The sequence below is a fragment of the Kribbella sp. NPDC051587 genome (assembly GCF_044453945.1).
GTDB lineage: Bacteria > Actinomycetota > Actinomycetes > Propionibacteriales > Kribbellaceae > Kribbella.
Map to the genome: position 1 here is coordinate 682789 of NZ_JBITDE010000003.1, position 14233 is coordinate 697021.

Annotated in this window: 10 protein-coding genes; 7 read left to right on the forward strand and 3 right to left on the reverse strand. The window is 67.3% G+C overall.

Annotated elements, in window-relative coordinates; all coding sequences use genetic code 11:
• Positions 1-15 precede the first annotated feature (15 nt).
• Positions 16-3171, reverse strand: coding sequence for an isoleucine--tRNA ligase (ileS, locus tag ACIA49_RS15300; RefSeq protein ID WP_396377772.1), 3156 nt, complete (start codon positions 3169-3171; stop codon positions 16-18).
• A gap of 650 nt (positions 3172-3821) precedes the next feature.
• On the opposite strand from ileS, the gene ACIA49_RS15305 reads away from it, so the two are divergent.
• Genes ACIA49_RS15305 through ACIA49_RS15315 form a run of 3 tightly spaced genes read left to right on the forward strand, consistent with a single transcriptional unit; the run spans position 3822 to position 5796 of the window.
• On the forward strand, positions 3822-4277 hold the full coding sequence (locus ACIA49_RS15305) for a TraR/DksA family transcriptional regulator (RefSeq protein WP_391542046.1): 456 nt from the start codon (positions 3822-3824) through the stop codon (positions 4275-4277).
• Positions 4250-4873 carry a signal peptidase II gene (gene lspA, locus ACIA49_RS15310; RefSeq protein WP_396377773.1) on the forward strand — a complete coding sequence of 208 codons (624 nt, stop codon included), beginning with the start codon at positions 4250-4252 and terminating at the stop codon, positions 4871-4873. Before ACIA49_RS15305 ends, lspA begins: the two co-directional genes overlap by 28 nt.
• A 14-nt stretch (positions 4874-4887) precedes the next feature.
• Entirely contained in the window at positions 4888-5796 is a 909-nt protein-coding gene (locus tag ACIA49_RS15315; protein ID WP_396377850.1) for an RluA family pseudouridine synthase, read from the forward strand.
• On the opposite strand, the gene ACIA49_RS15320 is transcribed toward ACIA49_RS15315, so the two are convergent.
• Positions 5788-6411, reverse strand: a complete 624-nt coding sequence (locus ACIA49_RS15320) for a DJ-1/PfpI family protein (protein ID WP_396377774.1) — start codon at positions 6409-6411, stop codon at positions 5788-5790. The genes ACIA49_RS15315 and ACIA49_RS15320 overlap by 9 nt on opposite strands.
• Positions 6412-6568: 157 nt before the next feature.
• Between ACIA49_RS15320 and dnaE the strand changes: the two genes are divergently transcribed.
• The 4 genes from dnaE to ACIA49_RS15340 all read left to right on the forward strand — a co-directional run bounded on the left by dnaE (position 6569) and on the right by ACIA49_RS15340 (position 13332).
• On the forward strand, positions 6569-10120 hold the full coding sequence (dnaE, locus tag ACIA49_RS15325; RefSeq protein WP_396377775.1) for a DNA polymerase III subunit alpha: 3552 nt from the start codon (positions 6569-6571) through the stop codon (positions 10118-10120).
• A gap of 150 nt (positions 10121-10270) precedes the next feature.
• Positions 10271-10723 carry a hypothetical protein gene (locus tag ACIA49_RS15330; protein WP_396377776.1) on the forward strand — a complete coding sequence of 151 codons (453 nt, stop codon included), beginning with the start codon at positions 10271-10273 and terminating at the stop codon, positions 10721-10723.
• A 341-nt stretch (positions 10724-11064) separates the two neighbouring features.
• Positions 11065-11658 (forward strand): hypothetical protein, encoded by a 594-nt coding sequence (locus ACIA49_RS15335; protein ID WP_396377777.1) that lies wholly within the window; start codon positions 11065-11067, stop codon positions 11656-11658.
• Positions 11659-11709: 51 nt separating this feature from the next.
• On the forward strand, positions 11710-13332 hold the full coding sequence (locus ACIA49_RS15340; protein ID WP_396377778.1) for a DUF3352 domain-containing protein: 1623 nt from the start codon (positions 11710-11712) through the stop codon (positions 13330-13332).
• On the opposite strand, the gene ACIA49_RS15345 is transcribed toward ACIA49_RS15340, so the two are convergent.
• Positions 13307-14233, reverse strand: coding sequence for an MFS transporter (locus ACIA49_RS15345; RefSeq protein ID WP_396377851.1), 927 nt, complete (start codon positions 14231-14233; stop codon positions 13307-13309). The two genes, ACIA49_RS15340 and ACIA49_RS15345, sit on opposite strands and share 26 nt — an antisense overlap.

A 14233-nucleotide genomic window follows, 5' to 3' on the forward strand; every position in this document is an offset into this window, starting at 1 on the left:
CCTCCCTCCATCCACCTATGCCTTGGTGAGCCAGTAGGTGAGGTTGAGGTCTTCCTCCGTGCCGGTGACGAGGTTGCCTTCGGCCGGGGCGGAGAGGGTGAGTTCGACAGCTAGGACCTCGCGGGCGAGGTCTTCGCCGTGTTTGCCGAGGGCATCGGCCAGTTCGGTGTCGGTGGTGGTGAGCCAGACCTTGATGCGGTCGGAGACCTCGAGGCCGGCCGACTTGCGGGCCTCCTGCAACGTCCGGACCACCTCGCGGGCGAGGCCGGCCTGCTTGAGCTCGGGGGTGATCTCGAGGTCGAGGGCAACGGTCTCGCCCTGCTCGTTCACCACCGACCAGCCTTCCTTGGGCCGCTCGGACAGCAGTACGTCGGCCTCGGTCACCTCGACGTCAGCGCCATCGACCACGACTGTCGCCGTACCGGAGGCCTTCAACGACGCAGCCAGTACGGCGGCATCCGCCGCGGCGATCGCGGCGGCGACGACCGGGGTCTGCTTGGCGAACCGCTTGCCGAGCTCGCGGAAGTTGCCCTTCGCGGAGAACTCGACCAGGTCCGCACCCGCCGACGACAGCGGCTCGACCGAACCGACGTTGAGCTCGTCGGCGATCTCCTGCAGCAGCTCGGCGGACAGGTCCGCGATCGCGGCCGAGCCGACCAGCGCCCGGGACAGCGGCTGCCGCGTCCGGACCTTGGCCTCGGCCCGCGCCGATCGGCCGAGCTCGACGACCCTCTTGGCCATCGACACGTGCTGCGCCAGTACGTCGTCGATCAGACCGGCGTCGTACGTCGGGAAGGTCGACAGGTGCACGGACTCCGCCAGCTCGGGAGTGACCGGGCGGAACACGTCCTGCCAGACCCGCTCGGTCACAAACGGCGTCAGCGGCGCCATCACCCGCGTCAGCACGTCTAGCGTCTCGTGCAGCGTCGCCAAGGCACCGGCGTCACCGGCCCAGAACCGCCGCCGCGACCGCCGGACGTACCAGTTCGACAGCGTGTCGACGAACTGGCTGATCAGCAGACCGAGCTTCTGGGTGTCGTACACCGCGTAGGCCTCGTCGGTGTCCCGGACCAGCCGGTGCGTCTCGCTGACCAGCCAGCGGTCCAGCACCGAGCGCTCCGCGACCGGCGGTACGTCGGACGGCGACCAGTTGGCCAGCCGTGCGTACAGGGAGTGGAACGCGACCGTGTTCCAGTAGGTGAGCAGCACCTTCCGGACGATCTCGTTCAGCACGTTCGGGCCGATGCCGCGCGCCTTCCAGGGCGACCCGGAGGCGGCCATGAACCAGCGCACCGCGTCCGCGCTGTGGGTGTCCATCAAGGGCATCGGCTCCAGGATGTTGCCCAGGTGCTTGGACATCTTCCGGCCGTCCTCGGCCATGATGTGCCCGAGGCAGACCACATCGCGGTACGACGACTCGTCGAACACCAGCGTGCCGATCGCCATCAGCGTGTAGAACCAGCCACGGGTCTGGTCGATCGCCTCGGAGATGAAGTCACCGGGGTAGGCCGCCTCGAACTTCTCCGTCGACCCCTCCACCCACGGATATCCCCACTGCGCGAACGGCATCGAGCCGGAGTCGTACCAGGCGTCGATCACCTCGGCGACCCGGTGCGACTCACCGCCACAGGTCGGGCAGGCGAAGGTGATGTCGTCGACGTACGGGCGGTGCGGATCGGCGGCGCTCAGATCCTGTCCAGCGAGCTGACCGAGCTCGGCCAGCGAGCCGATGCACACCTGGTGGTCCTCCTCGCAGCGCCAGATCGGCAGCGGCGTGCCCCAGTAGCGCGACCGGGAGACCGCCCAGTCGATGTTGTTCCGCAGCCAGTCGCCGTACCGGCCCCACTTGACCGACTCCGGGAACCAGTTGGTCTTCTCGTTCTCCCGGAGCAGTGCGTCCTTCACCTGAGTGGTGCGGATGTACCAGGACGGCAGCGCGTAGTACATGACCGGGGTGTGGCAGCGCCAGCAGTGCGGGTAGGGGTGCTCGTAGGGGACGTGCTTGAAGAGCACACCGCGCGCGTCGAGGTCCTTGACCAGGTCCGCATCGGCCTTCTTGAAGAACTGACCGCCCACCAGCGGGATGTCCGCTGAGAACGTCCCGTCGGCCTCCACCGGCTTCACGACCGGCAGGCCGTACGCACGGCAGACGATGAGGTCGTCGGCGCCGAATGCGGGGGACTGGTGCACCAGACCGGTGCCGTCCTCAGTGGTGACGTACTCAGCCAGTACGACGTAGTGCGCCGGCTCGGGGAACTCCACCAGCTCGAACGGCCGCTGGTAGGTCCAGCGCTCCATGTCGCGGCCGACGTACCGCTCCGTCACGGTCCAGCCCTCGCCGAGGCGGTCCAGCAGCGGCTCGGCCACTACGAGGGACTCGGTGCCGTCGGTGGCGACGACGTACTGGACGTCGGGGTGTACGGCAACGGCGGTGTTGGAGACGAGTGTCCACGGGGTGGTCGTCCAGACCAGCAGTGATACAGGCTTGCCGGCCTTGTCAGCTAATGGCCCCGACGTGAGCGGGAAGCGGACGTAGACCGAAGGGTCGACGACCGTCTCGTAGCCCTGGGCCAGCTCGTGGTCGGACAGGCCGGTGCCACAGCGCGGGCAGTACGGCGTGATCCGGTAGTCCTCGACCAGCAGGCCCTTGTCGTGGATCTGCTTGAGCGACCACCAGACGGACTGGACGTACTCCGGGTCCATCGTCTTGTACGGGTGCTCCAGGTCGACCCAGTAGCCCATCCGCACGGTCAGCTCGTTGAAGGCGTCGACGTTGCGCAGCACCGACTCGCGGCACTTGGCGTTGAACTCGGCGATGCCGTAGGCCTCGATGTCGTTCTTGCCGTTGAAGCCGAGCTCCTTCTCCACCGCGACCTCGACCGGCAGGCCGTGGCAGTCCCAGCCGGCCTTGCGCTCGACCGAGAAGCCCTTCATGGTCCGGTAGCGCGGGAAGACGTCCTTGAAGACGCGCGCCTCGATGTGGTGCGTGCCGGGCATCCCGTTCGCGGTGGGGGGACCCTCGAAGAAGGTCCACGGCGTGCCGTCGGCGGACTGCTCGAGGCTCCGCGCGAAGGTGTCGTGCTCGTCCCAGTGGGTGAGCACCTCGCGCTCCAGCGCGGGGAAGTCGACCTGGGCGGGTACTTGCCGCCAGGGGGTGTTCGGGGTCGCCATGTCTGAGGTCCTTCGTCGCCGTTGCCTGCCCGACGAGGGACGAAATGCCGTGGCCGGATCGGCCGGGCACCGCGCGGTACCACCCTCCTTGGCGACTCTCAGGGTGAAACCCGGGGAGTTACCCACTTCCTTCGCGCGCCGCTGCCGGTTCTAATAGGTCGCCACGGACTGTTCTTCCGGCGGCTCCGGGGTGATGGCCCCATCACTGCCTTGCAGGTCGCGGTTGCCAGTGTACGGCGTCGTACCGGGCAACTACGAATCGTTAATCCGATGGGGGCGGTGGGGCGGGATCAGGGAAATACAGTCGCCGATCGGGGGTACAACCGTGAGAATGCTGCCTGATGTTCATGCAATTGTCACTGTCGGTAGCGGCTGAGACGCGGCTGTGACGCGCGGAACATCGAGTGAACTTGAAGAAGCGACTACCGTATGTCCACGGTCTGCGCGTCGGACTGGCCAGGCTCTGGAAGCTGGCCTACTGTCTGGCGACCAGTCCGCTTCAGTCTCCGACGACGAGGGGGTAGCTGCCCATGGCTACGGCTCCCAGGAAGTCCGCCCCCCAACGTTCCACCGCGGCCAAGAAGAGTGCCTCGGGATCGAGTGAGTCCAGCACGACAACCCGTAAGGCACCGGCAAAGAAGAGGGTGGCCATGAAGACGAACGAGAACAGGACACCGGCGACGGCGCCGGCCAAGTCCCCGGTGCACAAGGCCGAGACCCTGGCAGTCAAGGACGGCGAGGCGCCGTGGACGGCGGCCGAGCTGGCCGAACTGCGCGCCGAGCTCGAGGCCGATGTGGTCCACCTCCGCGACGAGATCAAGGTCGCCGAGAAGGAGATCGTCGGGCTGCTGCGCGACGGCGGGGACGGCGCCGGCAACGACCAGGCCGACGTGGGCTCCACGACGCTGGAGCGCGACCACGAGATGTCGCTGGCCAACAACGCCCGCGACATGCTCGACCAGGACGAGCGGGCCCTGTCCCGGATCGAGGACGGCACGTACGGCGTCTGCGAGTCCTGCGGCAAGGCCATCGGCAAGGGTCGGCTGCAGGCTTTCCCGCGTGCGACACTGTGCGTCTCATGCAAAGAACGCGAAGAACGTCGCTGAACGACGACGCCCCCACGCCCCGCCAGCCCGGGGACGACGTACCGGCTTCCGAACCGGCCGACCTCGAGTCGGCCGGTTCTCCGTCGTCTCCTGAGCCGCCGGTCCGGTCCTGGAGGTGGATCGGGTTGTTCGCGGTGGCGGGGATCGTGGTGCTGGGTCTCGATCAGCTGACGAAGGCGCTCGCGCTGGCGCATCTGACGCCGGGCGAGCCGGTGAACGTGATCGGCAGCCTGCTGAAGTTCAACCTGATCCGGAACTCGGGGGCCGCGTTCAGCCTCGGCGCCGGGTATACGCCGGTGATCAGTGTGATCCAGATCGCGGTGGCGGTCGGGGTCATCTACCTGTCGCGCCGGCTCGGGTCGACCGGCTGGGCGATCGCGTTCGGGCTGCTGTTCGGCGGCGCGGTCGGCAACATCACCGACCGGATCTTCCGCGAGCCCTCGCCGTTCCACGGGCATGTCGTCGACTTCCTGCAGACGCCGCACTGGGCGATCTTCAACGTCGCTGACATGGCCGTCACCTCGGCCGCCATCCTGCTGGTCATCCAGACCCTGCGCGGGATCCGCCTCGACGGGACGAGGGAGCAGCGCAAGTGAGCGCCCGCACCGTCATGGTCCCGGACGGCTTGGCCGGTGAGCGGCTCGACGCCGCCCTGTCCCGCCTTTTCGGTGTCTCCCGCACCAAGGCCGCCGAGATGATCGAGTCCGGCCTCGTTCAGGTCGACGGCGTCGCGGCGCTCAAGTCGGCCCGCGTCGCGGCCGGTGTGATGCTCGATGTCGAGCTGCCCGCACCGCCTTCCGAGGTGACCGTCGTACCGCAGACCGTGGACAACCTGCGGATCGTGCACGACGACGACGAGATCGTCGTGGTTGACAAGCCGGTCGGCGTCGCCGCCCACCCGTCACCGGGCTGGACCGGCCCGACCGTGATCGGTCACCTGGCCGGAGCCGGCTTCAACATCTCCACCAGTGGTGCCGCCGAGCGCAAGGGCATCGTGCACCGCCTCGACGTCGGCACGTCCGGCCTGATGGTCGTCGCGAAGACGGAGTACGCGTACACCGTCCTCAAGCGTGCCTTCAAGGAGCGGACGGTCAAGAAGATCTACCACGCGCTGGTGCAGGGTCACCCCGACCCGTTCACCGGCACCGTGGACGCTCCGATCGACCGGCACCCGAACCACGACTACAAGTTCGGGGTCATCGCCGGCGGCAAGCCCAGCGTCACGCACTACGAGACGCTCGAGGCGTTCCGCTACGCGACCTTGCTCGAGATCACCCTCGAGACCGGCCGCACGCACCAGATCCGCGTTCACATGTCCGCGATCGGTCACCCGTGCTGCGGCGACCTCACGTACGGCGCGGATCCCGTGCTCGCCGAGCGGCTCGAGCTGAAGCGCCAGTGGCTGCACGCGATGCGGCTCGGCTTCGACCACCCCGGCAGCGGTCAGTACGTCGAGTTCACCTCGCAGTACCCCGAGGACCTGGACCAGGCCCTCGACAAGCTCGCCGATTCATACTGACATCAATTCAAAGAAGCCTGCCGGATCCTTGGCTCCGTAGAGCTTGTACCAGGAGTCGAGGACCGCGGGTTCGTACACCTCGAGCTTCGCCAGGATCTCCCGGGCGAACTCGACCGGTGCCTGCGCCTTTCCGGTGATCAGCGCCCCATCAGTGACCGCGAGCTCATCGCGGTAGAACGCCGAGCCGCCGTACCCGAGGCTCTGCAGGAACTCGAGCGCGTTGCTGGTGTGCGGCCGGTTGTCCAGGAGCCCGGCCAGCGCCAGTCCGCCGGTCGCGCCACAGATCGCAGCCACCGGTACGTCGGCCTCCAGGAACTCGCGCGCCTTCGCGACGAACGGCTGGTACGCCGGGGTCGGGAAGAGGTCGTTCCCCGGCAGGATCAGCATCGCGCTCTCAGCTGGTGACAGTTCGTCGAGGGTCAGGTCCGGGAGCACCCGCATCCCGCCGCTGGTCCGGATCGGGTCCGCGCTCGCGGCGACGGTGCGGACGACGTACCGGCCGGGCTTGCGCTGCCAGTCGGGCCGGTTGATGTGCGCGGTGGCGAAGCCGGCCTCCCAGTCGGCGTAGGTGTCGTAGACGGCGACGTGGACGGGGATCGCGCTGTTCTCGGTCATGACAACATGATGTCGTTATTGACAATATGATGTCAAGAGCTGACGACCGGATAGCGGGCGTTGCGGGCGTCGCCGGTGAGCCGATTCAGAACTGTCCGTGGGCCCGCATACTCTGTACCGGTCCCGCTCATTCACGCCCTGGGAGGTCCGCGCCGATATGGGGTCCAGCGACAGTTTTGTGCATCTCCACGTGCACACCGAGTACTCGATGCTGGATGGCGCGGCAAGGATCGACGAGTTGTTCAAAACGGCCCAGGAGATGGGCCAGCCGGCGATCGCGACCACCGACCACGGGTTCGTCTTCGGGGCCTACGAGTTCTGGCGGACCGCGAAGAAGTACGACGTCAAGCCGATCATCGGCGTCGAGGCCTACCTGACGCCGCACACCCACCGGACCGAGCGCAAGCGGGTCAAGTGGGGCGACGCGAACTCGGGCCGTGACGACGTCTCCGGCTCGGGTGCCTACACCCACATGACGCTGCTCGCGAAGAACACCTCGGGCATGCACAACCTGTTCAAGATGAGCTCGCTGGCCAGTCTCGAGGGCTACTACTTCAAGCCCCGGATGGACCGCGAGCTGCTGCAGACCTACGGCCAGGGCCTGATCGCGACCACCGGCTGCCCGTCCGGCGAGGTGCAGACGCGGCTGCGGCTCGGGCAGTACGACGAGGCGATCAAGGCCGCGTCGGAGTTCCGCGACATCTTCGGCAAGGAGAACTTCTACTGCGAGCTGATGGACCACGGTCTCGGCATCGAGCGGAACATCCAGGCCGACCTGCTGCGGCTGGCCAAGGAGCTCGGGCTGCCGCTGGTGGCCACCAACGACCTGCACTACACCAAGCCCGAGGACGCGACGTCGCACGCGGCGCTGCTGTGTGTGCAGTCCGGCTCGACGCTGTCGGACCCGAACCGGTTCAAGTTCGACGCCAACGAGTTCTACGTGAAGACCGCGGCCGAGATGCGCGAGGTCTGGAAGGACTTCCCCGAGGCGTGTGACAACACGCTGCTGATCGCCGAGCAGTGCGACGTCAGCTTCACCGAGGGCGAGGGCCGGTTCATGCCGCGCTTCCCCTGCCCGGAGGGGCACAACGAGGAGTCCTGGTTCATCGCCGAGGTGGAGACCGGGCTGCACTACCGCTACCCCGAGGGCGTCCCGGACCCGGTCCGCAAGCGGACCGACTACGAGATCGAGGTCATCACCTCCAAGGGGTACGCCGGCTACTTCCTGGTCGTCGCCGACTTCATCAACTGGGCCAAGGCCAACGGCATCCGGGTCGGCCCGGGCCGTGGCTCCGGTGCCGGGTCGATGTGCGCGTACGCGATGAAGATCACCGACCTCGACCCGCTGCTGCACGGTCTGTTCTTCGAGCGCTTCCTGAACCCGGAACGCATGTCGATGCCCGACTTCGACATCGACTTCGACGACCGCCGCCGCCCCGAGGTGATCCGCTACGTCACCGAGAAGTACGGCGACGACCGGGTCGCGATGATCGTCACCTACGGAACGATCAAGGCCAAGCAGGCGATCAAGGACGCCGGCCGGGTGCTCGACTACCCGTTCGCGATGGGCGACCGGATCACCAAGGCGATGCCGCCCGCGGTGATGGGCAAGGACGTGCCGCTGTCCGGCATCTTCGACTCCAGCCACAAGCGGTACTCCGAGGCCGGCGAGTTCCGCCAGCTCTACGAGTCCGACCAGGACGTCCGCAAGATCGTCGACACCGCCCGCGGCCTGGAGAACCTGAAGCGCCAGTGGGGTGTGCACGCGGCCGGCGTGATCATGTCCAGCGAGCCGCTGATCGAGCTGATCCCGATCATGCGCCGCGACCAGGACGGCCAGATCATCACCCAGTTCGACTACCCGAGCTGCGAGACGCTCGGCCTGGTCAAGATGGACTTCCTGGGTCTGCGCAACCTGACGATCATGGACGACGCGGTCAAGAACATCCAGGCCGCGCACGGCATCACGATCGACCTCGACGCACTGAGCAAGTCGCTCGACGACCAGGCGACCTACGACCTGCTGGCCCGCGGTGACACGCTCGGCGTCTTCCAGTTCGACGGTGGCCCGATGCGGGCGTTGCTGCGGCTGATGAAGCCGGACAACTTCGAGGACATCTCCGCGAGTACGGCGCTGTACCGGCCGGGCCCGATGGGTGCGAACAGCCACACCAACTACGCGCTGCGCAAGAACAAGCAGCAGGAGATCAGTTACCCGCACGACTCGCTCGAGGAGGCTCTTGAGCCGGTCCTCGGTGTCACCTACGGCCTGATCGTCTATCAGGAGCAGGTGATGGAGATCGCCCAGCGCCTGGCCGGCTACTCGCTGGGCAAGGCGGACCTGCTCCGCCGGGCGATGGGTAAGAAGAAGCGCGAGGTGCTGGACGCCGAGTACGTCGGCTTCGCCGAAGGCATGAAGTCGAACGGGTACTCCGCGGAGTCGATCAAGGCGCTGTGGGACATCCTGCTCCCGTTCTCCGACTACGCGTTCAACAAGGCGCACTCCGCGGCGTACGGGCTGGTCTCGTACTGGACCGCCTACCTGAAGGCGAACTACCCCGCCGAGTACATGGCTGCCGTGCTGACGTCCGTGAAGGACGACAAGGACAAGATGGCCATCTACCTGAACGAGTGCCGCCGGATGGGCATCAAGGTGCTGCCGCCGGACGTGAACGAGTCCGACTCGAACTTCACCCCGGTCGGTACCGACGTCCGCTTCGGCCTGTCCGGCATCCGCAACGTCGGCGTCAACGTGGTGGCCGAGATCGTCGCGGCCCGCGAGGAGAAGGGCCGGTTCACCGACTTCGTCGACTTCATCGACAAGGTCTCGCTGCCGGTCTGCAACAAGCGCGTCATCGAGTCGCTGGCCAAGGCCGGTTCGTTCGACTCGATGAGCCACGCCCGGCGCGCGGTGGTCGCGGTCCACGAGCAGGCGGTGGACGAGGCGATCGACCTCAAGCGCAACGAGGCGCACGGCCAGTTCGACCTGTTCTCGATGGGTGACGACGACGCGACCGGCGACGACGAACTGAACAGCCGGCTGTCGGTGCGGGTCCCCGAGATCGAGGAGTGGGACAAGGCGACCAAGCTCGCGCACGAGCGCGACATGCTCGGCCTCTACGTCTCCGACCACCCGCTGTTCGGCGTCGAGCACGTGCTCACCAACGGCACCGACTGCACGATCGGGCAGCTTTTGTCCGACGAGGACCGTCCCGACGGCACCCGCGTCACGATCGGCGGCCTGGTCACCGCCGTCCAGCGCAAGGTGAACAAACGCGGCGACATCTACGCCATCGTCACCATCGAGGACCTCGAAGGTTCGATCGAGGTGATGATGTTCTCCTCGGCGTACCAGCTGCACGCGCACCTGCTCAGCAACGACGCCATCATCTTGATGAAGGGCCGCATCCGCCGCCGCGAGGACCGCGTCGAGCTGAGCGGCGACGAGGTCGTCGTCCCCGACCTCACCGAGGGCCCCAGCGGCCCCGTCGTCATCACGATGCCCGTCACCCGCTGCACCAAGCCGGTCGTCGACCAGCTCCGTGACGTCCTGCAGTCCCACCCCGGCATGACCGAGGTCCAGCTCCGACTCGAAGCCCGCCAGAAAACCACCGTCATGCGCATCGGCGACCGCTTCCGCGTCACCCCCACCTCCTCCCTGATGGCCGACCTGAAAGCCCTCCTAGGCCCCTCCTGCCTGGCGGGCTGACAGGAGTGGTGGCGAGATGCGCGACAGGGGCCGGACATGCAAAGGCCCCGGGGGGTTTCCCTGGCCTAAGCCGGTACACCGTGATTCCCGGGGCTCTCGTGCTCGATCAGCATATCAGTGCCGACTGACGCTCGAAAAGGCACAGATGTGATGAACAACGATCACCCGTCGTCGACGCGGACGTCGCGCAGGATGCCCTGGACCTTGGAGAATCTGCTCTCCGAGGCCCGCCTGGGGCCTTACCTGCACGCGTCGGACGGCAGTCTCACCGCTGCTCACCAGCTGTATCAATGGAACACGCAGATCAGCTCGGCGTTCCAGGAGGTCTTGCACTACGTCGAGATCGGGCTCCGCAACGCGATGGACGGTCAGCTCACCTCCTGGGCGACGCAGTTGGGTGCGGAGAGATCCTGGTACGGCGACCCGCGAGTTCCACTGACGCCACCAACCCGCCGCAAGGTCGAAGTGGCACGGACCAACGCGACGCGCGGTGGACGGCCTGAGCTTCACGGAAAGGTGGTGGCTGAACTCATGCTCGGGTTCTGGTGGTCGCTCCTGTCCGACGAGTACAACCGACGGCTGTGGCAGCCCTGTCTCCAGTAGGCATTCGACGGTCCGGTACGTCGCACCAGGATGCATTCGGAGCTGAACGAGCTGCGACGTCTGCGGAACCGGATCGCGCATCATGAGCCGATCCATGGCTGGGATCTCGCAGCAGAACATGCCCGCGTACTCGATGTTGCCGCCCGGATCTCACCCCGGCTGAGCGAGCGTATCGAGGCGGTCAGCCGAGTCCCTGCTGTGCTCCTCGAACGTCCGTGCGGATCGCCGAGCTGACTTGCGTCCGCGGCTCGCCGATGGGTGGTGAATTGCTTCAACCACCCATGCGGCACACTGACGAGGTGAGTGACTCGTTGCCCCCGAGGCCTGTTTACGGACAGCCGATGCAGTATCTGGCGCCACCGACGATGAATCCGTTCGGGACGCCGCCGGAGCCTGAGCCGGAGATGCCGTGGGCGAAGGCGATTCTGGTGACTGTGGTGGTGTTCCTGGTGGCTGGTGTGGTCGGGGGCTGGGCGTGGCAGCAGTTCTCGCCGCTGGCGCAGTACACGGTGGACGAGCAGGGTGGGGCGCTGGGGGAGGAGCAGATGACCCGGGTGTTCGGGCCGGACGGCACGTTCACGGCGATCGGGTTCGTGGCTGCTTTCCTGTTGGGTGGGGCGCTGTTCTGGTGGCTGCGGAACTACGGTCCGTGGTCGGTGGCGATCGTCGGGCTGGGCGCCTGTCTGGGGTCCGGGATTTCCTGGGGTGTCGGGATGTTGCTCGGCCATGATCCGCTGACGCCGCGGCTGCAGGCCGCGAAGCCGGGTGACCTGGTGGCTGCGCCTCTTGAGCTGCACACGTGGACGCCGGCGGTGGCGTGGCTGGTGGGTGCAGCGCTGGCCGCTGCGGTGATCGCGGCGATCACCTGGCGGGCCGAACCGGTTGCAACCGGTTCGAAACCTGTTGCGTCAGAGGGCATGCCCCCGGTGCACTAGGCTCTCCTGGTCCGGTGGGTGAGGCCACCGGTCCGTACGAGGGGGAAGTTGATGTCTGACCAGAACACTCCGCCCGGCCCGCAGTTCCCGGGTCAGGGTGGTCCGCAGTACCCAGGCGCCGGGGGGCCGCAGCAGCCGCAGTTCCAGCCGCCGCAGCAGCCGTACCAGCAGCAGGCGCCGTACCAGCAGCCGAACGCTCCCTATGAGCAGGTGCAGGTTGGTGACGGGTGGCAGCAGGAGCCGCCGAAGAAGAAGCGTGGCAAGCTCATTCCGATCATCGCGGCCCTGGCCATGGTGGTCGTGGTCGCCGGTGGCGGAATCTTTGCCTACGGCAAGCTCAACGGTGGCAAGCAGCCGGACGCGGTCCTGCCCGGTACGGCGATCGGCTACCTGCGCGTGGACCTGAACCCGTCGGCCGGCCAGAAGCTGGCCGCGCTCCGGTTCCTGATGAAGTTCCCGTCCGCCAAGGACAAGCTGAAGCTGACCGGCGACAAGGACGACCTGCGCCAGAAGATCTTCGAGGCGATCAAGTCGAACGACGACTCCGGCGACCTCAAGGACGTCGACTACGCCAAGGACATCAAGCCCTGGATGGGCGACCGGATCGGCCTCGCCGTCCTGCCGACCCCGGAGGGCCAGAAGGAGCCGAGCGTCGTCTTCGCCGTCGAGTCGAAGGACGACGAGGCTGCCGCCAAGGCGCTCGACAAGGGCAGCAAGCCAGGCGAGAAGGTCGGTCGCGCGTTCAGCGACGGCTACCTGCTGGTCGGCGAGACGCAGGCCGAGGTCGACTCCGCCGTCGCGGCCGCGAAGAACGGCGTACTGGCGGACAACGAGAAGTACAAGGCCGACCTGGACAAGCTCGGCGAGCCCGGTTTCGCCACGCTGTGGGCGGACTTCGCGGGCGTGGCCAAGCTGGCCGGCGACAAGGCCCCGGTCAAGGCGAACCCGGTCGGTAACGGGAGCGTCGCCGCGGCGCTGCGGTTCGACGCGCAGTACGTCGAGCTGAAGGGCATCGCGCGGTCCGACCAGGAGCTGGTGGCCAAGGCGTCCGACGCCAGCGAGCTGGTCACCAAGCTGCCCGGTACGACGGCCGCCGCGATCAGCGTCTCGGGGGTCGACTCGTCGATCGACGCGCTCTGGAAGAACCTCGAGAAGGGCGAGATCGGCGATCTCGTGCAGGGCTTCTCGGAGCAGACCGGCCTGAAGCTGCCGGACGACCTGAAGAACCTGCTCGGCAAGAACCTGTCGGTCGTCGTCGACAAGGACGCCTCCGCGGGTCCGAAGATCGCGGCCCGGTTCGAGACCGACCCGGCCAAGGCCGAGCCGGTGGTCGAGAAGCTGACGACGCTGCTGCGGCAGCAGTCGCCGGTCCAGGTCCCGATCGAGATCGCCAAGGACGGTGACACCCTGGTCGTCTCGACGGACAAGGAGTACGCCGCCAAGGTGCTCGAGAGCGGCAACCTCGGTGACTCGGAGAACTTCAAGGTGGCGCTCCCGGACGTGAAGGGTGCGACCGGCATCGTCTACGTCGACTTCGACAACGCCAACGGTGTCCTCGAGGCGATGGGCGAGAAGACCAGCGCCGACGTCAAGGCCATCCGTTCGGCGGGCCTGGTCGCCCGCAACACCGGCAACTTCGAGGGTGAGTTCACCCTCCGGGTCGTCGCGAAGTAGTTCGCTCCAGCTCGGAGGAGGCCCGGACGGCACCACCGTCCGGGCCTCCTCGACGTATCAGGGCAGGCGCGACGATGACCACCGCAGACAGAACCATGCACAGCCGGAACCCCAACGGAGCCAGTACGACGGGCTCGGCGGCGCTGCCGAGTTGGCGGATCGCGTTGAGAAGGCCGGCACCGAGACCGCTCTGGTCGGGCAGGCCGTTGAGCATCAGCGTGGTGGTGGCCGGCGCGATGAGCCCGCCGCCCGCACCAACCGGCAGCAGCCAGAGGGCGAACGCCCAGACCGGTCCGCCGAGCAAGAGACCGACGAGACCAACGGCCATCAAGCACTGACCGAGCAGAAACGTCCGCCGGATCCCGAAGCGAGCGGTCAGCCGACCGGTGATCAGGTTCGCCGGGACGATCAGCAGGGTCATCGGGACGAACACCAGCCCGGTCACCCACGCGGACTGACCGCGACCCTGCTGCAGGAACAGCGTCACCACGAAGATCGTGCCGTACGTCGCGAAGTTCAGCGCGAACCCGGTCGCCGAGCTGAGCACCACCGCCGGTTCGACAAACACCAGCCGGTACGACGTACGCCGTACCGGCTGGTGGTCACGCGCAACCGGCACTCGCAGCGCGACGACCAGCGCAAGCAGCGTGGGCGGGACGGTGAGCCAGAACGTGCCTTGCCAGCCGAGAGCCGAGGTGATCGCGCCGCCGAGTGGTGATCCGATGACGAGCGCGATCGCGCCAGCCGCGCTCCACCGCCCGATCGCGCGGGCACGGTCCAACGGGTAGGCCGCGTTGAGCATCGACAGCCCGGCCGGGAGGATGACGGCGGCCGCGACACCCTGTACGGCGCGCGCTGCCAGCAGCACGGTGAGGTCGCGGGCGAGCGCACAGACCCACAG